Below are 22,445 nucleotides of genomic sequence, written 5' to 3' on the forward strand. Positions count from 1 at the left end.
CAAGGAGAAAAAGCTCAAACCTTCGCTAATGTCCTATAAGGTTATTTTAGCATTAGGGTATTCTTAATAAAAATAAATAAGTTTATAGCTACGATTATTAGCTACAAACTTATTATACGAGGAGGAACAGAATGAAAAGAATAGTCCTAAGTGCTCTTGGTATCCTGTTTTTAAGTTTTCTATCTGTTGGTTGTATAAGAAGGCCTATAGAAAATGGGTCTCAGTTTACATGGTCAGAAAGCCAAAAGTATGAAGCCTTGAAAACTTTAGATGTAGACATGAAAATAGGAGTGGGAGAGTTAAAGATTGGGGGAGATTCTCAGGATATATTCCAGGGAAATTTTATATATCAACCTGAACGTTGGAAACCAGAAGTAAACTATAATTCAATGGGTAGTCAAGGGAATCTTTCCATTTATCAACCCTCTAAAATGAAGGGGATTAATTTGAAACATTATAAGTATTTATGGGATATCACCTTAAATAATGAACCTTCTATAAATTTAAATCTAAAATTAGGCGTCGGGAAAAGTCATCTTATTTTAGGTACTTTAAATCTAGATAAAGTAGATATTGAAATGGGCGTTGGAGAAGCGGAAATAGATTTGCGAGGGAAATGGGAGAAGGATGTAGAAATTAGCATTCAAGGTGGTGTGGGAAAAACCACTGTCCTTTTACCGGAAAATATGGGTGTAGTTGCGAAAATAGATAAAGGTATAGGAGAAATTTCTGCTAATGGCCTGAACAAGAGTGATAATGTTTACACAAATGAGCTTTACTCCGATGACAATCCTACCTTGAAAATAGATATGGAAGCAGGTATTGGACAAATTGAACTAAGGTAAAAGTGATGAAAGGAAGGAAAGGCGATGAACCGATGTCCTTGGTGCGGAAATGATGAATTGTATATTAAGTATCACGATGAAGAATGGGGAGTACCTGTTCACTGTGACCTTAAACATTTTGAGTTTTTGGTTTTAGAATCGGCCCAGGCCGGACTAAGTTGGATAACGATATTAAGAAAAAGAGAAAATTATAGGAAAGCCTATGATGAATTTGACCCCGTAAAGGTAGCAAAATATGATGAAGAAAAGATAGAATCCTTGGTAAAAAATCCAGGGATTATTAGGAATAGCAGAAAGATTCGAGCCTCCATCAATAACGCCAAAAGGTTTTTAGAAGTGCAAGAGGAATTTGGAAGCTTTGATGGATATATATGGTCCTTCGTAAATAATCGCCCTATAAACAATCAATGGACAGTACTATCGGAAGTGCCTAGTAATACAAAACTATCCGATAAAATTGCCAAAGATTTAAAGAAAAGAGGATTTCAATTTATAGGGACCACTATCATATATTCTTATATGCAGGCAGTGGGACTAATTAATGATCATTTGGTAGGATGTTTTAGAAGAGGACAAATTATGGAAGAATTTTAATGCACAATATTTTCTAAAATACTAGAAGTATTAAGATTCTCAGTTTTCTATTTATCAGGATAATAAAGTAGAGAATGAGTAAGTATGTAGGAACAAGAATGATCTATCATGCAGTTTCTATATAATCCATAAAGGAGATGAAAGGTATGGATATAAACTATTTTGTCACCATAACAGGAACAAAACATTATTATGGCATGAAGCCTATGGAAATAGGAAGAATCCTAAAATTGGTTAAGGAGAAGAATAATGAATACGATGATGAAGCGATAGCAGCATTACTTCCTTATATAGGAGTCGTAGGTTATGTAGCCAATAGCCCCAATACCGTTGCCAGGGGCACCTATAGTGCCGGTAGAATTTATGATACTTTTGAGGAAGAAACCTATGCTCAAATCCTATTTGCCACGAAAGATAGTGTCATCTGCTTGTTGATCTCTCCACAAGAAATTGAGGGAGACAATGCTTCAAGTGAAAATACTCTTAAGGATTATACAGAAGGTAAACAAGTAGAACCTAAGGTAGATTTTAAAAAGGAAAATATCAAAATGGCATTCTTTGGTCAAGACATTTAAAAAACATAGATATCATTAGTTTTATAAAAAAGCAAATCAAATATAAGATTCTATTAAAGACCTAGGATGAAATCCTAGGTCTTTAATAATTATAAGATATTTAATGATAAGTATGCCTAAGATCTTACTAAATTAAAATACATATATGGTGCTACAAGTCTAGCAGAATATATTCATGTCTGAGAAGATAACTTTTGTTGGAAGAATAAATTAAATAGAAGGGATTTACAAGGGAGGAAAAGATTTTAGACCAATTCAAATGGAGTGTAGTATAATCAAATAGGAAAATTAGATTTAATTCCTAGGATGTAATCCTGGGAATGGTCTATTAAAGAAGGATAAAGAATCTAGTACAAGAAGGAGATTTTTATGGATACTCAGGCCTTAAAAGAATATATACGTAGCTTAGGAGTTAGTGATATAGGATTTAGTCAAGTGAAGGAAGTGGCACCTAGCCAGTGGGCAGAATATCATTATGCCATCACCTATGTTATTCAATTATCCCATGGAATAGTCAATGATATAAAGGATCAGCCGACAGAAACTTACTTTTCTCACTATCGTAGTGTGAATTATCATATTAATGAGATTACCCTAAGGACAACTATAGAACTTCAAAACTATGGCTATAAAGCCATAGCCATTCCGGCTTCCCAATCTTTACATGATGCTCCCTATTATGGAGCCTTCCCCCATAAAACCGCAGCTACCCTTGCTGGTCTCGGGTGGATTGGGAAAAGTGGTTTATTTGTCCACCATAAATTTGGTCCTAGGGTTCGTTTGGGGACCATACTTACCAATAAAGAATTATCTATAGGAACACCGATCATTGCTTCTAAATGTGGTAATTGTAATTTATGTGCCAGCCATTGTCCTGCCATGGCCATAGAAGGGGTAAACTGGGAGCAGGGGATGGAAAGAAAGCAGATTTTCGATGCCCATGCTTGTAGTATGCATATGAAAGAAAAATTTCAACATATCGGAAGAGGATCAGTGTGTGGTATATGTATGAGCATCTGTCCTATAGGAAATGGATTTCCCAAGGGAAATAGGAGATTTATTGTTTTAAATATCTCCTCAAAATTAAAAGGAGTATAGGAGGTAAGGATAGAAATAATAAAATGAACTAATTTATGGAGGAGAGAGAAAAGAATGCAGAAAGTATATTTCATTAAGAACCCAGGAACGGATTATAACCAACTAAGCAAAGATGCCCTAATATTATTGAAGAAAGTCGTAGCAGAAACCGATCATCACTTTGAAAAAGAAGTGCCTATTAAGGTTCATTTTGGAGAGAAAGGCAATAAAACTTTTATGCCTGCCACCTCCTATGATGCTATTATAAGCTATCTCCAGGAAGAGGGAATATCTCCATCCTATATTGAGACCAATGTATTATATAGAGGGGCCAGAACCACTAAGGATATCCATATTGAAACAGCGAAAGATCATGGCTTTACCCAGATCCCCATTATCATAGCCGATGGAGACACAGGAACTGAATATAATGAAATAGAAATTAATAAGGATTATATAGACAAGTGTAAAATCGGCAAGGCCTATGGAGATTATAATCAATTTATTGTCATGAGCCATTTTAAAGGTCATGTAGAGGCAGGCTTTGGGGGTGCTCTAAAACAACTTGCCATGGGCTTTGCTGCTCGGGGAGGTAAATTGGATCAGCATTCAGGAATATCCCCCAATGTAATAGCTGAGAAGTGTATCACCTGCGGTATCTGTGAAACCAAATGTGATTTTGATGCTATTCATACCGAGGATATTGCCATAATCAATGATGAAAAATGTGTAGGCTGTGCAGGGTGTATTGCTGTTTGCCCCCAAGGGGCAATACTAAATGCATGGGGAGGATCACATTTTCTAGAAAAATTGGCGGAGTATGCCTATGGAGCAGCTAAGGATAAGGATATTATCTATATTACCTTTATTCATAACATTACTAAAGCCTGTGACTGCGCCGGGCAAGTCATGAAACCTATTGCTGAAAATATCGGAGTCTTAGCAGCGAAAGATCCTGTAGCCTTGGATACAGCTTGTTTAGATTTACTACAGAAAAATAGCGGGGAAAAGCTTTTTGAAAAGGGGAGAGCTACCCTAGAGCATGCAGAAAAGATTGGATTGGGCACTAGGGAATATGAGATTGTTCAGATGGATATGGAGTAAAATCATTTTAATGCTGGTATCATTATTATTGAAGATGAGGATATTTTAGCATTTTAATGGTAGTAAGTAGAGAAGAGATAGGTTTGATTGTTATATGGGTATATTTAGTAAGTATTAGGAGGTGCAGGGTTGGGAGTTACTGTAAAAGATTGTTTGAACCTACCGGCTTTTGAAGGAGCGGAAGTAGTGGCCGGTAAGGGAGGACTTGGCAATACTGTATCTACTTGTTCGGTTCTTGAGATGGCAGATACTAATGTATTTAAAGAATCTTACTTTGGTGATAATGAGCTTATTATCACAGCTTTTGCCTCGGTAAAAGATGATGTTGGTGCACAGTGTAAAATTATTAAAAGCCTTAATGAAATTGGAACTGCTGGTTTAGTATTATACTATGTGGGCGTTGTCGTTAAAAAGATTAATCATAAAATGATTGCAATAGCTGATGGATTAGACTTTCCAATCATTATAATTGGTCTTGATATTGGCTACAGTGAAGTCATCAGTCAAGTATTGGAGTCGGTTTTTGTATCTAAGAGGCAAGAGAATCAATTTTCAGGAGTTGTTTTGCAAAAGTTTGCAGAACTTTCAGATTCAAAGAGAAATTATAAGCAACTCTTAAGAATAATAAATGAACAAATTCCATGTACGTTAATTTTATGTGATGGGTATCTAGAATTCATAGAAGCATGGTATGAAGAAGGAATGGAATCCCTAAACATTAAAGATTTAGTGTCCCAAGTACAAAAACAGGGATATAGTGAAAGGGTCAACCAACACATTATTGAGCTTCCTAATGGTCAGGTTTGTCGTATTTATTTAAAAAAGATCAGAAGAAGTAATATACCCTCCATGTACTTAATGTTTCTAAGTCCAAAAAGTATAGAGGATTACAATATGAACCAGGCAATTCAGGTTATTAATTCCGCTAATGAAATTTGGGATCTAGATATGTCATTAAATAATTCTTCATTACTACTAAGAGCTATTCTAAACAATGATGCCTATGAAATATCCAAAATAACTTCTATACTACAAATTAAACCAGAGAAATGGAGCACATTTTGGTATGTTGGGTTTGATGAGGATGGCTTTGGGGAGAAAAATCCATTAAACACACAACGATTGGTAAAGTTAGTAAAAGGTTTTTTAAAAGATCAAAGAAGGGTTGCATTGATTGACTATTTGGACAACGCAGCAGTAGCTATTATTAGTACCAAATTTGTCAATGAAAATATTGATGAACTAGCAGAAACATTTACTTCAATTTTGGGAGAAAATGGAATTTGTGCACGGGTTGTTTCATTCAATATCGCTACCATTTTTGATATTCATAGGCAATATCAAATGATCAAGGATAATTGGAAGTATTTAACTAACATTTATCCTTTGAAGGAGGTACTCAATTTATTTCAGGTTCAGTTTACTAAGCAATGTATTGAGATCATTACTGCTGGTCAGGTGCAAATCAATAAGGAACTAGAAATTCTTGACCTCTTGTATGAGGACAAAGGTATACTGGGGGACGAATTTATTCATACTTTAGAAGTATATTTATTAGATAGCGATAGTAATACTGCCATGGCAGCTGATTTATTGCATGTTCATAATAATACGGTAAAATATCGTATAAGAAAAATAAAAGAAAAATTGGGAGAAAAGATATTTGAGCTACCAGCATCTTTTTATTTGTATCGTGTAGCAGCCTTAAATCGAATTATTAATAAAAGATTAAAGTAATTTGGAAAAACCGATGTATCTTTGTCTAAAAGGACAAATATACATTGGTTTTTTTATCTTCCAGACGATGACAAGAGTTTAACATAGGGTGTAGACTATGTTATAGAGATTGCAATCGATTGTAATAGAAAACATATTAAAGATTTAAAAGGGGTGGAATAATGAAAGAAGAAAGTGTAAAGGTTCATACCGATGTCTCTGGCGATTATGCAAGTTCTGCAATACCATTGGATAAAAGACAAAGTAGCGTTAACATTTTCGTTACAACGGCTGGTTGGATTATTTGTCTATCAACAATGTTAACTGGTGGTGCATTGATTTCTGGAATGAGCTTAAGCAACGCTTTGATTGCGGCCATTGGAGGAATGATTATTTTAGCAGCCTTTGCAGCCCCCTTAGCAGCCATTGGGGCAAAACATGGTGTATCCACTGCGATGATTGCTAAAGAAGCTTTTGGAGAATATGGGGCAGCAATATTTGCTTTGATTGTTGTATTTTTAAATGGGATTGGATGGTTCGCTTATCAGGCGGCATTCTTTGCAATGACGATGAACGAAATAATTCCACATTCAATTTTTGGGAATTTAATTTTAGGCTCATTAATTGGCGGTATAATGATGACTTTAACAGCAGTTTTTGGTTTTAGAGGTGTATCTGTATTAAGCTTTATTGCAGTACCGATGATTGTTATCTTATCATTGTTCGGAGGTTTCGCTGCCATTGAACAGTCAGGAGGCATTATGGCACTTCAAACAATGTCAGCAGGCACAAGTGGAATGGGAATATTCCAGGGGATTACCGCTGTTGTCGGCGGGGCTGCTATGGGGGCTGTGGTATTATCGGATGTTGCACGTTTCGGTAAAAGCGCCAAAGTAGGTGCTACGGCAGTATCTACAGGTTATATGGTTGGTGGTATTTTCTGTATTGCAGCTGGTGCATTGATGGCGGTTGCTGCACAGGTGGACGCTATTGGAACAACACCAAATCTTCCCAGAGTTATGTTGGCATTAGGCCTAGGTGCTGGTGCACTGGTTATTCTAGTTTTGGCGCAGTGGACAACCAACACAACCAACGTATATTCAGCAGCACTAAGTTTAGGCGGCTGGCTTCCTGTAAAACAAAAATATATTGTTATTGTTTTAGGTGGTTTAGGAACAATTTTAGCGGTATTTAACATCTATGAATATTTTGTACCACTTTTGAATTTCCTTGGAACTGCTCTGCCCCCGATTGCGGGTGTACTATTGGCGGACTATTATGTGATAAGAAAATTGGTAATGAAACAGGATTATCAATTTAATGAAGGAAGAAATTACGGGAAATTTAATTGGTTATCATGGATATGTGTAATTGTATCAGCAATTATTGCAAGTAATGTTGACTTCTTTACAGCGTCTTTTAATAGTATAGTTATTGCGTTTATCATCTATTCTGCTATTGCCATCATTCTTAGAAAAATGAATATTTCATATATGATTGGCGAAGCTGAAGCTCAGGAAGGAGTGGGACCCAATGAAGGTTAAAGAAAGTATGATTGTTGGAATAGCAGGAATTATTTTTGGCATTTGCAATATTATTCCTGCTTTTGGAGAAACCAAATGGACACTACTAGCATACTTTATCGTTTTGGGTGTTCCTGAAATTATTACGGGTATTGGAGCCTTTAAAATTAAAGAGGCAAAACAGCTCCGCAGTGTGAGTTGGGTTAACGCTATTGTTGGATTAGCTATTTTAGCCTTAAATATATCTGAATATTATCATTCTGCGACGATGGCTGGATTAAATTATATTGCTGCGGCAGGTTTGATTATTTCAGGCATATATGGAATTTATAAATGTAAAACAAAATATAACCTGGAATTAGTCCCCTAAAATACATATGAGGAGGTAAATCATGGGATTATATAGTGAAATGCTTGAAAAAGAAAAAATCATAAAGAACCTAGAAGATTCTAAAAAAGTTATTATTATTGTTTGTCCTGGTTGTGCTTGCGACAGTATAGCTTATAGCTTAGATTATCCCGATCGCAGAGTAGAACCTTCTGGAGATATGGCACAGGATGCCGTTGCAATCAATATGGTCAAAAAAGAGTGGGAAGAGGAACTTGAGAAGCAAGGTAAAACAGTGGGCTATTTTTGGATATCAGACCCTTGTAAACTAACAGATTTTGAGTGTGAAGACTTAAGAAGAGAGACTGAAAATTATGATACAGTTGCAGTTTTAGGATGTCCAAGTGCTTGTGCAGGAATTCATAGAGCAATTAAGGATAGCAAGAAGAAAATTGTTCCTATGATGAAAGTAGTGGGGAGCTATGTATTCCATATGAAACCAGATGAAAAAAATGAAAATTTCTATATTGATAAAGAAGCATCCTACGTAAAATTATTTAACAAATAAAAATAGAGGTGAAAAAAATGGATAATACGATTAAAACTATGCAGGATATAGATGATCTTATTAGGGGCACGATGCTATATGGTACCGGTGGAGGAGGAAGCGCCGAAAAGGGAAAAGAATTATTACTTGAGAGCTTTAGTGCAGGAAAAGAGATAAAATGGACAGATATTGATGACTTGCCAGAGGATGGTTGGGTATGTACTGCATTATTTATGGGTCCATCATCTCCACCAACTGAAGAAGAAGAACAAGAAAAGATTGCAAAAGGGATGACCGAAAGAGTCGAGAAGAACATGTTGGAAGCAGCAGTAAAAGAACTAGAAAAGGAATTAGGAATTAAATTTACTGCTATTGTTCCTGTAGAACCAGGTGGATATAACTGCCCAGCCCCACTAGCTGCCGCGGCAAAATTAGAGGTAGCCATTGTTGATGGAGATTTAGTGGGCCGTGCAATGCCAGAGGTGGCCCAGGCACTACCAACAACAGCTAATCATCCAATTTGTCCAATCACCTGTTGTGATCCTTGGGGAAATGTTACTGTAATCCGAAAGACACACAGTTACGCAATGGCAGAAGCCCTTGGCAAAATGCTTAGTTTACCAGCCTATGAACCCATTGGGTTAGCAGCTTTTCCAATGAAAATTAAAGATTTGAAAGAAGTTTTTGTTAGGGGTACCCTTACTAAATTTCTAAAAATTGGGCGAGAAGCAAGAGAGGCTCATGAAAGAGGGGAAGACGCCATTAAGACTTTGGCTAAAGCTTCTGAAGGATTTGACTTCTTCCGAGGTGAAATTACAAAGTTTGATTGGGGAATCGTAAAGGGATACTTTGAAGGTGATATTTATGTTGAAGGAAAAGATGATTATGCAGGAAAAGAGCTCCATTTATGGTTCCGTAACGAAAACCATTTGGCATATGTAGATGGTGAATTATTGGTAACAACACCAGACCTTATTACACTTGTTTTAGAAGAAACCGGTGCACCCTTGGTCAATATGGATCTTAAAGTTGGAATGAATGTTGGCGCTATTGCAATTCCACATCCAGTTTACAGAACAGAAGCAGGTATGAAACTATTGGGTCCAGAACATTATGGTTTGGATATCCAATATAAACCTGTAGAAGAGGTGCTAGGCTAAATGATGTATGAGGTAAATCAAGAAAGGATCCTCCAAACATTTTGTGAACTAACAAGTATTGATTCCTTATCCTTTGATGAACGCAGCATGGCGGACGAATTGAAAAAAAGACTGACTAGCTTGGGTTTGACAGTAGAAGAGGACAATGCTGGAGCCCAGCTTGGTGGGAATGCAGGTAATATTATTGCGGTTTTAAAAGGAAATTCCTTAAAACCATCAATTCTCTTTTCCTGCCATATGGATACCGTTATGCCGGGCAATAACAAAAGAGCCATTATTGATGGGAACAAAATTCATACCGATGGAAGTACGATATTGGGCGGTGATGATGTATCTGGAATTACCTGTATTCTTGAAATGTTACACCAAATAGAAGAGAAAAACCTCAAACACGGTGATATTTTTATTGTATTTACTGTTGCCGAGGAAATGGGTCTGCAAGGTGCAAAACATTTAGATGTACGAAGGATACCTGCTGATTTTGGCTTTGTTCTTGATGATTTAGGTAATGCAGGTGAAGTTATAGCAACAGCTCCTGGACATGTAAAGATTACAGGTAAGATTTTAGGAAAAAGTGTACATGCGGGTGTTGAACCAGAAAATGGTATTAATGCAATTGAGATATTGTCAGAGGCTATTTGTCATATGGACCTTGGTCGTATTGATCATGAGACTACAGCAAATATCGGCATGGTTAAGGGCGGGATTGGAATGAATACTGTTTGTGGTGAAATTGAATTTATAGGAGAAGTTCGTAGTATAAATGAAAAAAAAATACAAAACCAACTTGCACACATACGAACTAATTTTGAGAGAGCTGCCCAAAAATATGGTGGTCAGGTAGAATTCAATGAAGAATTGCTCTATTCAGCTGTAGATATTGAAAAACATCCTGATTTAAAGAAAATCATTGAAGAAGCATGTACAAAAATAGATGTTCCATTAGTCCTTAAGTCTTCCGGTGGCGGGAGTGATGGCAGTATTTTCAATGGATCTGGTATACCAACAGTTACCCTTGCAACCGCGTTCTTTAACCCTCATGGGACAAATGAATATGTACTCGCCGATGAAATGATTAAATTGAGCAAGTTAGTGCTTGCTATTATACAGAATGTATAGATATTAAAAGGTAGGAGTAATAAAATGATCAAAGATAGGCTTTATGAGTATTATATTTATCAAGATTACAACTGTGCAGAGTCATTATTACATGCAGTGAATGATGAATACAATCTTGGTATACTGGAAGAGGCTTTTAAAATTGTTGGTGGATTTGGTGCAGGCATGGGATGTGGCAAAACTTGTGGCGCACTGTGTAGTGGAGTTTCTGCCATCGGGCAGATTAAAATTATCGAACGAGCCCATGTAACAAGGGACTTGAAAGAATGTTGTGCAAAATATGTAGAAGCTTTTATCAAAGAGTTGGGATCTGATCAATGTGATACCCTTGTAAAGATTTATAAAAACCAGGAAACAAGATGTCTAGATACCATCTTTAAAGCTGCTGACATACTGGATTCTCAACTTATGAAAATTATAAAAGAGGCTGAATAAGTAAATTTCAAAAGAGAAGCATCCAGAACTAGCTGGTAATAAAACATTAACAGCATAAATCTGGATGCTTTCCATTAGAAAATATAATGGAGGTCAAAAAAGTTGAATAAAAATGATTTGAAGTATAGTGCCTATATATCCATATTGAATGAAGAGCTTATACCAGCAATGGGATGTACAGAACCAATTGCGTTGGCGCTTGCAGCTGCAAAGGCTAGAGAAGTATTGGGGGTTATGCCAGATTCAATACGTATACAGGCAAGCGGAAGCATTATAAAGAATGTAAAAAGCGTAATCGTCCCCAATACAGACAATTTAAAAGGAATTCCTGCTGCAGCTGTTGCAGGCATCATTGCTGGTGATTCCAGTAAAGAATTAGAAGCAATTTCCTCTGTAACTTGGGAGGATATAGAAGAAATGAAGTCTTTTTTGAATAATGCAAAAATTCAAGTTGAACCCTTAGATCTAGGTCTTACCTTTGATATTATCATAACATTAATGAAAGATAAGGACTATGCCAAAGTAAGAATAGCTAACTTCCACACAAACTTTGTACTCATTGAAAAAAATGGTGAAGTCCTGTTTGAAACAGAGGCAGAAGAAGAAAATGAAAATGGCCTTACAGATCGATCCTTACTTAATATGGAGGACATCTGGGATTTCATTAATACAGTTGATGTGGAAGATATAAAGGATGTTTTACAGCGTCAGATTGCCTATAACATGGCTATTTCAGAAGAAGGTTTAAGAGGTGATTATGGTGCTAATATTGGAAAGGTAATCTTAAAAACCTATGGTGATGATATTAAGACAAGAGCTAAAGCAAAGGCAGCAGCCGGTTCAGATGCACGAATGAATGGTTGTAACCTTCCAGTGGTAATCAATTCAGGAAGCGGGAACCAAGGCATCACTTGTGCTGTACCAGTTATTGAATATGCAAAAGAGTACCATTGTTCAGATGAAAAACTATATCGTGCCTTAGCATTGTCAAATCTTGTAGCCATTCATCAGAAGACAGGGATAGGTAGGTTGTCCGCTTATTGCGGTGCGGTGAGCGCTGGAGCTGGGGCTGGATCAGGTATCGCTTATATTTGTACTGAGGATTATGAATTTGTAATTCATACAGTAGTGAATGCATTAGCCATTGTTTCAGGTATTGTATGTGATGGAGCAAAGGCCTCCTGTGCAGCAAAAATTGCTTCATCTGTTGATGCAGCAATTCTTGGACTTGAAATGTATGAAGGCGGACAGCAGTTTTATGGTGGAGATGGTATTATAATGAGTGGTGTTGAACAGACCATAAGAAGTATTGGACGCCTTGGAAAGGAGGGCATGAAAGAAACTAATAGTGAAATTATTCGTATTATGACAGAATAGAAGAGATAAAGTGAGATAGTGAACATTATACAAATAGCGGGGCATTACTTATTAGAAGTATTTTTGTATATCCAAGGAAGTTCCTTCATTACTATTTCTATTTTATGTCTATTGACGGTTACCATCGTTGTATATTTAAATGGAATAGTGATCTTTGATAGAAAAAACCTACCTCTATAATAATATAGAAGTAGGTTTGCTTTTTTTAAAATCCTCCAGCACCTCCACCACCGGCGCCGCCTCCTCCACCACCAGTAAAGCCACCTCCTGTAAAGGAGCTTCCAGAGCCACTAGAACCTCCCCAAGACTGATCAATACTTTTGCTTAGGGAGTTATTATGATTATTGGCAAATAGGAAATACCATAGTAGCCAGCTGTTATGATCATAAAAGCCATCTCCATGATCATCTTTATCCATAAAGGTCTTATCTATAGAGTTGCCTACCCCTAGCCCTAGGGCATAGATGAGAGAAATATCTTGGGGATATGTGGTCATATTTTGTTGAGAGGACATATTCATTCTATTTTTCATCTGTTTTTTAAAGGCTACCCATCTTTTATACTGTTTATATCCGTAATCAGAACGTCTATAAAGTAAAGTGATGCCATAGATGAATAAAAGTACTGCCATTACTATACTTCCTATGCCCCACAGATTCCCATATACTAAGGTAAGGATACCCAATACCAATAGGGGAATAAATAAGACTAGGAAGAATACTCCATATTTTCTTTTGGATTTATCAAAATGTCCTTTTTCTACGGCATCCTTTTTAATTTTTTTCACCCAGTTAGCATGCAATTTATAGGACTGGGTAGAATTTTTATCATTAAAATCCTTAATTTGATCGGTAGTAACTAGGGAACCATTTCCTATCTTATTGATAAACCAATCCATAAAATGCCTTTCGTGGCTTAACAATGTTCCATCGGGTTCCCTCATCTTGCGAATAATATAGGGTTGGTTTTTTGTAGATTTATTTTTTCCTTGCGCAGCTTTTTCTAACTTGATATATCCTTTTCGGAAAAGGTCTAAAATGGTTGCCACAATGGTATCTGTACTGACTATAGAGCTAGTTAAGTAACAAGCTAGGGCAGGAGTACAATCCTCAGGAATAGTCGTACGATCATAATTTTGAAAACCATCTTTTTCCCTGCGGAATAAAATAAGAAAGAATAATAAGAGCATAATGCTAGAGGCTGTTGCTATGAGCGAAGCTTGCCCAAAGGTTTTTCCTAATATTCGTTTTCTTTCAGCTTTTTTCTCCAGCTGTCTTTCCTTAGAAGCCTCTTCCTCTAAAATATTGGTATAATTGTCTTTATCTACAATGTTTTGAGATAGGGAGATAAACTCCTTAGGGAAAACTACCCTTCCCTCTATAAAAGTATTAGAAGGAACAGCATTTACCTGTAAGGTAAAGGTGTCTTCAGTCTTCTTTTCAATCTGGCCATTTAAGGGGCCATGGGCAAAGACTTTCACTTTATTGCTGGTATCCTCTCCAGGGAGATGAAGATTGACTGCAAAACTATCTATGGGAGTTTCGTTCTCGCCACCCAGAAACTTATAGTAAAGTTCGCCTGTATCATTATATTTTGTAGCGACATTTTTTATTAAATAACCAATTCGAAAGGTCTTCTCTTCATTCTCAGAAGGAGAAAATATCTGTATGATCAGTTTTTCCTTTTCTTCTTTAACTAAAAAAACTCCTTGTTCACCTTTTTTAGCTTTCTCCACTTGGGTATAGAGTTTAGAGGAACTTCCCGTGATTTCTTCTACCTTAATATCCGACACCCCAGAGGTTTTATCAAGTACAATCTCCCTAAAGACTCCATTAAAGTCATCGTTAAACCTATAGGTAAGATCTTCTACAATGTGTAAGTCCCCGGTATTTAAAAGTTGTGCCTCAACCATCCAGTTAGGAATGGTAAGGTCTTCTTGGGCATTTGCGGTGATGGGAAAACTTAAAATTGAAATGAATATGAATAAAAAGATCAGAAGCTTAGTAAAGATTTTTTTCATTTTATCACCCTCTCATTAAATGATGAATGTTGATTATATAGTGATTATGTATCATAGGAATTAGTTTTGGCTATAAAAAGTGTATCTAAAATTCTACGATTTTCCCCTATTAGATCCAAATTCCCTTTTGAGTTACACCAAATGATGGAGATACCGTCCGAAGCATATACAGCTGTATCGATTAGTTGTGAGGGCGGAGAGAGATTTAATATTTGACCAGATTCTTGGGCTTTTTTTAGTAAGATTTCATAGATATTTCTCATGGCAATTCCTTGAGGATGTAACGTATGATTATCTTTATCTATATTATGTTTTAAAATTTGCCCAAATACTTCAGGGCCAGCCTCTAAGATATATTTAAGATATAAATTAAATAAATAATAAAATTGCTCAAGATAATTTTCAGAAGAAAAGATAGGGGCTAAATTCTCCATGGCATAAGTATTTGAATAAAGAAAAAAATCATCAAAAATATCATCTTTAGATTTAAAGTGATAATAAAACGCACTCCTTGTAATACCCACGGCATTACAAATATCTTGCACTGTAACATTGGCATATCCATGACCTTTGTAAAGATTTATAGCATGCTTAATAATCTGCATTTTAGTAGACAGTTCATTATTATCAGCCATATTTACCTCCATTATATAATATATTCTATAAAATATTATAGCATAAACATTATAAAACTATTTGATAAAAATATATCATGTACTCTTGACTTACTAAAAGAGTATTGTTATAATTTTAACTATACACATGTAAAGTTTTACTCTACTTAAGACAAAATAAATTAAATTTTATCTCAAGTAGAAAAATACAAAAATTTACAAGGGGGATTTAGTAATGAAGCTATTAAAAAAGGGCTACATTGGAAAATTAGAATTGAAAAATCGTGTTTATATGGCCCCTATGGGTACCGCTACAGAACCGGATGGGTCTTTTTCTGACCGTGCAATACGATACTATGAAGAAAGGGCAATAGGAGGTACTGGATTAATTATTACAGGAGCCAATCAGGTGACGCTTAAGTATGAAGCGAAGGCTTGTAATGTATTGGAAAGTCCTCGTTCCTTTGAACAATTAAACTTTTTAGCCCGTCGCATTCACTACAATGATGCAAAATTATGTATACAAATCACCCCAGGTTTAGGAAGAATGCAATTTACTACTGGCGATGTAGTACCTTATTCCGCTAGTAATTCAAATGCATTTTGGTTTCCAGAGGTAAAATGTAAGCCTTATTCTATTGGGCAAATCAAAGAATTGGTCAAGAAAATGGGAGAAGGTGCTGCCAAAGTAAAAGCCGCGGGGGCCGATGCTGTAGAACTACATGGTTATGGCGGATATTTAATGGATCAATTTCAATCTACTCTATGGAATAAACGCAAGGATGAATATGGTGGAGATCTAAAGGGAAGAATGAAATTTTCATTGGAGTGTATTTCTGAAATCAAGAAAACTTGTGGGAAAGACTTTCCTGTTTTATTTAAATTTACACCCTATCACGGAGTGGAAGGTGGAAGGGAATTAGAAGAAGGAATTGAAATGGCTAAAATATTAGAAACGGCTGGAGTAGATGCCTTACATGTAGATGTAGGATGTTACGAAGCTTGGTATAAAGCCATCAATACTGTTTATCAAGAATCACCAACCCAGATCCATATTGCAGCAGAAATTAAAAAGCATGTAAATATTCCTATTCTTTCTCAAGGAAAATTATATAATCCAGATTTGGCAGAAGATGCTTTGGAAAAAGAAAAAGCTGATTTTATCGGCTTAGGGCATCAATCCTTAGCAGATCCTCAATGGGTAAATAAAGTACAAAAAAATGAAAGCTACGATATTGTTCCATGTCTTGGATGTAATGAATGTTTGTATGCTGGATTTACAGGAAAAATCATTCATTGTGCAGTAAATCCTCATTGTTTTGCAGAAGATTATTATCCAATAACAGAAGCGAAAGAAAATAAACGTATACTCGTTATCGGTGGAGGGCCTGGTGGTATGGTAGCAGCCCTTACAGCAGCTGAAAGAGGTCTTGAAGTTGAACTTTGGGAAAAAACAAATCAATTAGGGGGAACTTTATTAGCTGCTGGTGGACCATCCTTTAAACAAGATGTAATGAACTATGTAAAATATTTAGAGGGCAAAATACACCGTAGCAACATTAACCTTAAGTTAATGAAAGAAGGTACAGCTGATGAAGTGCTAAGAGGAGACTATGATAAAGTCATTTTAGCAACAGGATCCCGTGCCTTTATGCCACCTATAAATGGTATAGATAGTGAAAAAGTTGTTACTGCTAATGATATCCTTACGGGCAAGGTGAAATATGGAAAGGATGTTGTCGTTATTGGTGGAGGACTAGTAGGATGTGAAACTGCTGCATTCTGTGCAGAAAAAACTAAAAATGTAACGATTATTGAAATGTTGGAAGATATCCTAGTAACTGCTTCCCACTGTGAGAACAACGATCAAGCTCTTCGTCAACTTGTAAAAGATAGCGAAATTGATATTGTTTCTAATGCAAAGGTAAGCAAAATCAGTAATGAAGAAATTGAATATACGAAGGATGATAAGTCATATTCTACAAAGGCAGATACCTATATTGTTGCAGCAGGATATGTGCCAAATGATGAGTTATTTGATGAATTAAATGGCAAAGTGAATGTAAGTAAAATAGGAGATGCGGTAGTTCCAGATAAAATCCTTACAGCGGTACATCAAGGATTTCACATTGCTCGTAACCTATAAATAGAATAATTTCAACTATAAAACCATGGGAGATATCTCCCGTGGTTTTTGTATTTCTATTAAGAATTTTGGAAGAATCATAGAGTGCTGGGAAAAATATGGAAGGAAAAAAGTATTTTATGTTGAAGAACTAAAGTATGAAAATAATAGAATAAACGAGGGAAAATATGTTTTTCATGATATAAGATCGCTTAAAAATAGAGAGGAGAGTCTCATATGGCATCTACTTCAAATAGCAAATTAAAATTATTATATTTAATGAAGATACTATGGGAGGATACTGATGAAAATCATCCTATTACAGTAAATAAATTAATAAATAGTCTAAAAGCTTATGGAATTTCTGCAGAGAGAAAATCCATCTATTCTGATATTGAATTGTTAAGGGACTTCGGACTAGATATTCTGTGTGTAAGAGAGAAGGCTAATAAATATTTTATTGCTTCTAGGGATTTTGAATTACCAGAGTTAAAGCTTCTAGTAGATGCTATTCAATCTTCAAGATTTATTACCTATAAGAAAAGTGAAGAGTTTATTAAGAAAATTGAAAAGCTATGTAGTAACTACGAGGCAAAGACACTAAATCGACAAGTAGTGGTAAGAGATAGAATTAAGACAATGAATGAAAGCATTTATTATAATGTGGATGTTATTCATCGTGCTGTTCACGAAAACAAACAGATTAAGTTTCAATATTTTGATTACACAGTTCATAAAAAAATTAAGTATAGGAGGGATGGAGAATACTACGTAGTAAGTCCTTATGCCCTTTCTTGGTCAGATGAGCATTATTATCTTATTGCTTATTATCAAAGATATGATAGTATTAGCAATTTCAGAGTAGATCGAATGAAAAACATTCAGATTATGGATAAAACAAGAGTGGTAACCCAGGAAGCAAAGAACTTTAATGTAGCAGATTATTCTAATAAGATGTTTAAAATGTATAGTGGAGAGATGCAAAATGTAGCATTAAAATTTCACCATTCATTAATTAATGTGGTTATAGATCGCTTTGGAAAAGATATATTTATACATAATATTGGTAAAGATTATTTTTGCATTAATGTGGATGTTATAGCAACAGATACTTTTTTAGGATGGCTATTTATGTTTGGAAATAAAGTAGAAATTTTGGCACCAGAAAATTTAAGGGAAAAAATGAAGGAAAAGGCAAAGAATATAGTAGAATTCTATTAATCAAAGTCTTTTTGTGTTGTACCTATTATGGGACAGATAGTTTGCTATGATGGTAGTAAGGAAATTAAATTTATAGTAATAAAATATGTTTTATAAGAAGAATTAAATAGATAGAGGGGAGGTGAGAAAATGAGATTTTCTGTAGAGCTTTTATTAGAAAATGAAATGATTGCAAAGGATAAAAACAGGATCATACTATCTATTTTAAAGAATTGTTTAAATAAATATAGTCAGGAGTATTATAAAAGATTATATGAGGATCAGGATAACAGAGTTAAAAATTTTACTTTTTCGCTATATTTAGGGAATTGTGAATTTTTAAAGGAGGAAATAGCAGTTCCAAGTAAAAAGATAATTTTAAACTTTTCTGCTTACAACAATGATGATGGAATTATGTTTTTTAACTCTTTGTTAAATAGCAAAGGAAGAAAAATTTCTATTAAGAATAATTTAATTACTATTGGAAAAATCAACTTGGCGCAAGAAAAAATTATGTACAATAAACAAGTTATTTTTAAGACTATGAGTCCTATAGTCGTCAGAGAACACAAGGGAGAGAATAAAAAGACATGGTACCATTCTTTGAATAGCAAAGAGGGACAGGCTATTTTTATCGAAAATTTAAAACATCAGCTACAGGATATGTTCGGAGAAAAGGTAGTAATGGACTTTGAGAATTTAAAAGTGGAGATATCAAAAGACTGTAAAGTAGTTAAAGTGAAAAATTATGGGATAGAAGTGCATTCTAATATAGGGAAAATAAAAATAAGTGGACAGCCTTATATTGTGGATTACTTATATAAAGCTGGAATAGGTAGTAAAAGAGGTAGTGGCTTTGGCATGGTAGATATTGTGTAAGGAGGTGAGCGCATGGAAGATAAGATCAGATTAAGGATGGGAGATTGGTTATATAATGCAGGATTAGTAGGATTGATTAATATTTTACAGCATGCAGAAGCAGGAGATAGTTTAGTAATTCATGATCAATCTCTTGAAATAGATAGCACTTTGCTGGAAGGTTTTGAGGACAAATATTTTGATTATTTTGTTGATAAATATGAAAAAGTAATGACATTTACAAATGTAAAAAAAAGAATACAATTGATTCTTAATCTAGATATTGACGAAAAGACCTTAAATAAAGACTATAAGGAAGATATTAAATATATTAAAGATAAACTTAAAAACTCTGCTTATAAAAATATCCTTAATATAGTTCCCAAAAATGAACTTAAAAAGCCTACACAAGGATTTTTTCAAAATCTTTTAATATTACTAGATAATGAGAAAAAAGAAATATTAAAAAAAGAATGCATTGGATATTATGATCAAAAGGCAAAGACAAGTAAAAGTCCCAATGCTATTATCGATAAATATATTAATACAAATATGTTAAATATACAAAAATCCTGTGATGAAATATTAAATTACATAAATGAAGACACATCTAAATATAAATTTGATTGTTTCTCGTGTGGAAATCCTATAAAGAGTATTGACAAGGGTTTAAGCTTTATGACAAATATTTTCTTCGATACCTCAAGAAAAACTTCTCATGTATGGAATTTTGTTAGTGATATAGAAATGTGTCCTATTTGTTCCCTTGTATATTTTTGTGTTCCAGCAGGATTTACAACGGTATATGGTAAAGGAATATATGTAAATCAAAACCTAAGCCTAAACAGTGCAGTTGCTTTTAATAATAGAATAAAATCAGAAATTCTTAAAGATCATGAAGTGAATAGAAGTCTAACCTATAGAGGGCTAATCAATGCTATTAACGAACAATCAAATATGGGGATAAAATATGAGTTAGCAGATATGCAAGTAGTTAAGTATAATGACAATCAATATAGATTTAATATATTGTCAAATAAGATGCTAAACATTATTAGTAACTCCAAGGATGATTTAAATAATATAATTAATTGTGGATTTAAAGAAGTGAATGCATACTTTAACATTTATGAACTAGTTATAGATAGAATATTCAATAATCAAAATTTATTTACCTTAATACATAAGCTTTTAATTTACAAACTAACCATACCAAAAGACTGTAGATTTAGTATGCGACAATTAATAAGGATATTAAATATTAATTTAAGAATTATGGAGGGGATGGGGGATATGGAAAAGTCAGATAAAGATATGATAAAGCAAGCCAATGCTTCAGGATATTATTTAAGACAAGAGTATAGAGGGAAGGGAGCAAAGGACAAGCTAAATGGCATTTCTTATCGATTTTTAAATGCTTTAAAAACTGGTAATAAAAATATGTTTATGGATACTTTATTAAATTGTTATTTGTATGTTCAGAAAACGGTACCAAATATATTTTTAGATGCTCTTAAAGATGATGAGCAATATAAGACAATAGGATATGCTTTTGTTACAGGGCTCGTAGAAGGAAAAGAAAATAACAAACAGGATGGGGGAAATAAATAATGGGAAATAATATGAAATCAAAAGGGCTTTCGGTATCCATTATCTTTGAAGCTGAGAGTGCAAACTATGGAGAATCTGTAGGTAATGTTGCATCTTTGAAAAAGATAGCCCGTGGAAAAGGAGAACAACATACCTATATATCAAGACAAGCAATTCGGTATAATATTGTAGAGCAACTAGGAGAACCCTACGCAGAAGTAAAAGCTGAAGGTAGTGGAGAAAAAAAAGTAATACAATTTCACCCTGATGCTACCATACAGGACTATCCAGAAATTGATTTCTTTGGGTACTTAAAAACAGAAAAAGGAACTGGCGGAAAAAAGCGTTCCGCGAAGGTACGACTTTCCAATGCAATATCACTAGAAACCTTTAAAGGAGATTTAGACTATTTAACTAATAAAGGATTGGCGGATCGACTGAAAGAGAATATGAATATTGCTCAAGCAGAAATACATAGATCCTATTACAGATATACACTAACAGCAGATCTAGAGCAGATAGGAATAGATGAAGAATATGAAATAGAAATATCTAATGAGGAAAAAGTAAGAAGAGTAAAGAGGTTATTAGATACAGTAGCGGTATTGTATAGAGATATAAGGGGGAGAAGAGAGGATCTAAAACCTCTGTTTGCTATAGGCGGGGTATATGATATTAAAAATCCCGTGTTTCAAAATGTACTAGAAGTTAAAGATAATAGTCTAGTAGTAGAACAAATAGAAGGAGTGCTTTTTGAAAATATTAAAAAAGATACCTATTGTGGATTGATTCAAGGGAAATTTGATAATGACAATGAAATTAAAAACAAGTTAGACAGTAAATCTATGCCGGAGTTCTTTGAAATACTTAAAACAAAGGTAAGTGAGTATTATGAAAGCAATTAGATTAAAGATAAGTCAAGATATGGTCAATTATAAAAAACCATCAAGTTTTCAATTGAAGGAGACTTACCCGTTGCCTCCTTACTCTACAGTAATTGGTATGGTACATAATCTTTGTAATTATAAAGAATATAAGGAAATGGATATTAGCATTCAAGGAAAAAGTTTTTCAAAGGTAAATGATTTATATACAAGATATGAATTTAAAAATGGTATGAAATTTGACCAATCCAGACATCAATTAAAAGCAGGTGATTTTGGAATCAGTAGAGGGGTGTCCACTACAGAGCTCTTAGTAGATGTAGAACTTCTTATCCATATTATTCCTCATAATCAAGAACTTATTAGTGAAATTGAAGAGGCATTTAAGTTTCCAAGGGAATATCCATCCTTAGGTAGAAGAGAGGACCTAGCTACTTTTAATGAGGTGAAAGTAGTTGAGATCATTGAAGATGAATTAGAAGAAGATAAATATTTGGAAGGAGACCATGTAGCATATATTCCATTGAAAATGATGGAAAGTGAAACCGTTATACCAGAAGGAAGTACTGGAGTAAGTGGACGTGGAACCAGATATCTCTTAAATAAGGATTATGTATTAGAAACCTTGGGTAAAAATAAAACCTTTAGAAAGTGGAATAAAGTAGACGTCGTATACTCATCGAAGATAATAGCCATAGGGGAGGATGGCATATTGATAGATGAAGATGGTAATATTGTTTTTGCTGCATAGTAA

The 22,445-nt window shown here is 34.6% G+C and carries 22 protein-coding genes; 20 read left to right on the forward strand and 2 right to left on the reverse strand.

Annotated elements, in window-relative coordinates:
- The first annotated feature begins 131 nt into the window (after positions 1 to 131).
- From NSA47_RS14460 to NSA47_RS14525, 14 genes are all read left to right on the forward strand, one after another.
- Complete coding sequence (locus NSA47_RS14460; RefSeq protein WP_257533241.1) at positions 132 to 845, forward strand: toast rack family protein; 714 nt, start codon at positions 132 to 134, stop codon at positions 843 to 845.
- A gap of 24 nt (positions 846 to 869) precedes the next feature.
- Complete coding sequence (locus NSA47_RS14465) at positions 870 to 1,439, forward strand: DNA-3-methyladenine glycosylase I (RefSeq protein WP_257533243.1); 570 nt, start codon at positions 870 to 872, stop codon at positions 1,437 to 1,439.
- 146 nt (positions 1,440 to 1,585) lie between these two features.
- On the forward strand, positions 1,586 to 2,014 hold the full coding sequence (locus NSA47_RS14470) for an HIRAN domain-containing protein (RefSeq protein ID WP_257533245.1): 429 nt from the start codon (positions 1,586 to 1,588) through the stop codon (positions 2,012 to 2,014).
- Between the two features lie 369 nt (positions 2,015 to 2,383).
- Complete coding sequence (locus NSA47_RS14475) at positions 2,384 to 3,112, forward strand: 4Fe-4S double cluster binding domain-containing protein (RefSeq protein ID WP_257533247.1); 729 nt, start codon at positions 2,384 to 2,386, stop codon at positions 3,110 to 3,112.
- Positions 3,113 to 3,166: 54 nt separating this feature from the next.
- Positions 3,167 to 4,195, forward strand: a complete 1,029-nt coding sequence (locus NSA47_RS14480; RefSeq protein WP_257533249.1) for a DUF362 domain-containing protein — start codon at positions 3,167 to 3,169, stop codon at positions 4,193 to 4,195.
- Between the two features lie 129 nt (positions 4,196 to 4,324).
- Positions 4,325 to 5,932 carry a PucR family transcriptional regulator gene (locus tag NSA47_RS14485; protein ID WP_257533251.1) on the forward strand — a complete coding sequence of 536 codons (1,608 nt, stop codon included), beginning with the start codon at positions 4,325 to 4,327 and terminating at the stop codon, positions 5,930 to 5,932.
- A 161-nt stretch (positions 5,933 to 6,093) separates the two neighbouring features.
- Positions 6,094 to 7,455 carry a purine-cytosine permease family protein gene (locus NSA47_RS14490; protein ID WP_257533253.1) on the forward strand — a complete coding sequence of 454 codons (1,362 nt, stop codon included), beginning with the start codon at positions 6,094 to 6,096 and terminating at the stop codon, positions 7,453 to 7,455.
- The gene (locus NSA47_RS14495; RefSeq protein WP_257533255.1) at positions 7,445 to 7,804 is read left to right on the forward strand and encodes a hypothetical protein; all 360 of its coding nucleotides are present in this window, start codon (positions 7,445 to 7,447) and stop codon (positions 7,802 to 7,804) included. The genes NSA47_RS14490 and NSA47_RS14495 overlap by 11 nt, the downstream gene beginning before the upstream one ends.
- Positions 7,805 to 7,826: 22 nt before the next feature.
- Positions 7,827 to 8,330: a hypothetical protein gene (locus NSA47_RS14500; protein WP_257533257.1), complete on the forward strand. Its 504-nt coding sequence runs from the start codon at positions 7,827 to 7,829 to the stop codon at positions 8,328 to 8,330.
- Between the two features lie 17 nt (positions 8,331 to 8,347).
- On the forward strand, positions 8,348 to 9,469 hold the full coding sequence (locus tag NSA47_RS14505) for an S-methyl thiohydantoin desulfurase family protein (RefSeq protein ID WP_257533259.1): 1,122 nt from the start codon (positions 8,348 to 8,350) through the stop codon (positions 9,467 to 9,469).
- A complete protein-coding gene (locus NSA47_RS14510) occupies positions 9,470 to 10,588 on the forward strand; it encodes a M20/M25/M40 family metallo-hydrolase (protein ID WP_257533261.1) in 1,119 nt (372 codons plus the stop codon). It abuts the gene before it with no gap.
- Between the two features lie 24 nt (positions 10,589 to 10,612).
- Positions 10,613 to 11,023, forward strand: coding sequence for a C-GCAxxG-C-C family (seleno)protein (locus NSA47_RS14515; protein ID WP_257533263.1), 411 nt, complete (start codon positions 10,613 to 10,615; stop codon positions 11,021 to 11,023).
- A 102-nt stretch (positions 11,024 to 11,125) separates the two neighbouring features.
- Positions 11,126 to 12,400, forward strand: a complete 1,275-nt coding sequence (locus NSA47_RS14520) for an L-cysteine desulfidase family protein (protein ID WP_257533265.1) — start codon at positions 11,126 to 11,128, stop codon at positions 12,398 to 12,400.
- An 18-nt stretch (positions 12,401 to 12,418) separates the two neighbouring features.
- Positions 12,419 to 12,580, forward strand: a complete 162-nt coding sequence (locus NSA47_RS14525; protein ID WP_257533267.1) for a hypothetical protein — start codon at positions 12,419 to 12,421, stop codon at positions 12,578 to 12,580.
- 25 nt (positions 12,581 to 12,605) lie between these two features.
- On the opposite strand, the gene NSA47_RS14530 is transcribed toward NSA47_RS14525, so the two are convergent.
- Both NSA47_RS14530 and NSA47_RS14535 read right to left on the reverse strand, forming a co-directional pair.
- Complete coding sequence (locus tag NSA47_RS14530; RefSeq protein WP_257533269.1) at positions 12,606 to 14,420, reverse strand: DUF2207 domain-containing protein; 1,815 nt, start codon at positions 14,418 to 14,420, stop codon at positions 12,606 to 12,608.
- 44 nt (positions 14,421 to 14,464) lie between these two features.
- Positions 14,465 to 15,055: a TetR/AcrR family transcriptional regulator gene (locus NSA47_RS14535; protein WP_257533271.1), complete on the reverse strand. Its 591-nt coding sequence runs from the start codon at positions 15,053 to 15,055 to the stop codon at positions 14,465 to 14,467.
- A 214-nt stretch (positions 15,056 to 15,269) separates the two neighbouring features.
- Here NSA47_RS14535 and NSA47_RS14540 point away from each other — a divergent pair, with 214 nt between their 5' ends.
- The 6 genes from NSA47_RS14540 to cas5b all read left to right on the forward strand — a co-directional run bounded on the left by NSA47_RS14540 (position 15,270) and on the right by cas5b (position 22,442).
- On the forward strand, positions 15,270 to 17,180 hold the full coding sequence (locus NSA47_RS14540; RefSeq protein ID WP_257533273.1) for an oxidoreductase: 1,911 nt from the start codon (positions 15,270 to 15,272) through the stop codon (positions 17,178 to 17,180).
- Positions 17,181 to 17,396: 216 nt separating this feature from the next.
- Complete coding sequence (locus NSA47_RS14545) at positions 17,397 to 18,380, forward strand: helix-turn-helix transcriptional regulator (RefSeq protein WP_257533274.1); 984 nt, start codon at positions 17,397 to 17,399, stop codon at positions 18,378 to 18,380.
- Positions 18,381 to 18,509: 129 nt separating this feature from the next.
- Positions 18,510 to 19,238: a CRISPR-associated endoribonuclease Cas6 gene (gene cas6, locus NSA47_RS14550; RefSeq protein WP_257533277.1), complete on the forward strand. Its 729-nt coding sequence runs from the start codon at positions 18,510 to 18,512 to the stop codon at positions 19,236 to 19,238.
- 12 nt (positions 19,239 to 19,250) lie between these two features.
- Positions 19,251 to 20,828 (forward strand): type I-B CRISPR-associated protein Cas8b1/Cst1, encoded by a 1,578-nt coding sequence (cas8a1, locus tag NSA47_RS14555; protein WP_257533279.1) that lies wholly within the window; start codon positions 19,251 to 19,253, stop codon positions 20,826 to 20,828.
- A gap of 11 nt (positions 20,829 to 20,839) precedes the next feature.
- Positions 20,840 to 21,712 carry a type I-B CRISPR-associated protein Cas7/Cst2/DevR gene (gene cas7i, locus NSA47_RS14560; RefSeq protein WP_506323684.1) on the forward strand — a complete coding sequence of 291 codons (873 nt, stop codon included), beginning with the start codon at positions 20,840 to 20,842 and terminating at the stop codon, positions 21,710 to 21,712.
- Positions 21,699 to 22,442 (forward strand): type I-B CRISPR-associated protein Cas5b, encoded by a 744-nt coding sequence (gene cas5b, locus NSA47_RS14565; protein ID WP_257533283.1) that lies wholly within the window; start codon positions 21,699 to 21,701, stop codon positions 22,440 to 22,442. Before cas7i ends, cas5b begins: the two co-directional genes overlap by 14 nt.
- Positions 22,443 to 22,445: the final 3 nt, after the last annotated feature.

This window comes from Irregularibacter muris, from assembly GCF_024622505.1.
GTDB classification, from domain to species: domain Bacteria; phylum Bacillota; class Clostridia; order Eubacteriales; family Garciellaceae; genus Irregularibacter; species Irregularibacter muris.

Excerpts from the sequence above, each read along its gene's own strand:
- NSA47_RS14460 (WP_257533241.1), top strand. The coding sequence starts at position 132 with ATGAAAAGAATAGTCCTAAGTGCTCTTGGTATCCTGTTTTTAAGTTTT.
- NSA47_RS14465 (WP_257533243.1), top strand. The coding sequence starts at position 870 with ATGAACCGATGTCCTTGGTGCGGAAATGATGAATTGTATATTAAGTAT.
- NSA47_RS14470 (WP_257533245.1), top strand. The coding sequence starts at position 1,586 with ATGGATATAAACTATTTTGTCACCATAACAGGAACAAAACATTATTAT.
- NSA47_RS14475 (WP_257533247.1), top strand. The coding sequence starts at position 2,384 with ATGGATACTCAGGCCTTAAAAGAATATATACGTAGCTTAGGAGTTAGT.
- NSA47_RS14480 (WP_257533249.1), top strand. The coding sequence starts at position 3,167 with ATGCAGAAAGTATATTTCATTAAGAACCCAGGAACGGATTATAACCAA.
- NSA47_RS14490 (WP_257533253.1), top strand. The coding sequence starts at position 6,094 with ATGAAAGAAGAAAGTGTAAAGGTTCATACCGATGTCTCTGGCGATTAT.
- NSA47_RS14495 (WP_257533255.1), top strand. The coding sequence starts at position 7,445 with ATGAAGGTTAAAGAAAGTATGATTGTTGGAATAGCAGGAATTATTTTT.
- NSA47_RS14500 (WP_257533257.1), top strand. The coding sequence starts at position 7,827 with ATGGGATTATATAGTGAAATGCTTGAAAAAGAAAAAATCATAAAGAAC.
- NSA47_RS14505 (WP_257533259.1), top strand. The coding sequence starts at position 8,348 with ATGGATAATACGATTAAAACTATGCAGGATATAGATGATCTTATTAGG.
- NSA47_RS14510 (WP_257533261.1), top strand. The coding sequence starts at position 9,470 with ATGATGTATGAGGTAAATCAAGAAAGGATCCTCCAAACATTTTGTGAA.
- NSA47_RS14515 (WP_257533263.1), top strand. The coding sequence starts at position 10,613 with ATGATCAAAGATAGGCTTTATGAGTATTATATTTATCAAGATTACAAC.
- NSA47_RS14530 (WP_257533269.1), bottom strand. The coding sequence starts at position 14,420 with ATGAAAAAAATCTTTACTAAGCTTCTGATCTTTTTATTCATATTCATT.
- NSA47_RS14535 (WP_257533271.1), bottom strand. The coding sequence starts at position 15,055 with ATGGCTGATAATAATGAACTGTCTACTAAAATGCAGATTATTAAGCAT.
- NSA47_RS14540 (WP_257533273.1), top strand. The coding sequence starts at position 15,270 with ATGAAGCTATTAAAAAAGGGCTACATTGGAAAATTAGAATTGAAAAAT.
- NSA47_RS14545 (WP_257533274.1), top strand. The coding sequence starts at position 17,397 with ATGGCATCTACTTCAAATAGCAAATTAAAATTATTATATTTAATGAAG.
- cas6 (WP_257533277.1), top strand. The coding sequence starts at position 18,510 with ATGAGATTTTCTGTAGAGCTTTTATTAGAAAATGAAATGATTGCAAAG.
- cas8a1 (WP_257533279.1), top strand. The coding sequence starts at position 19,251 with ATGGAAGATAAGATCAGATTAAGGATGGGAGATTGGTTATATAATGCA.
- cas7i (WP_506323684.1), top strand. The coding sequence starts at position 20,840 with ATGAAATCAAAAGGGCTTTCGGTATCCATTATCTTTGAAGCTGAGAGT.
- cas5b (WP_257533283.1), top strand. The coding sequence starts at position 21,699 with ATGAAAGCAATTAGATTAAAGATAAGTCAAGATATGGTCAATTATAAA.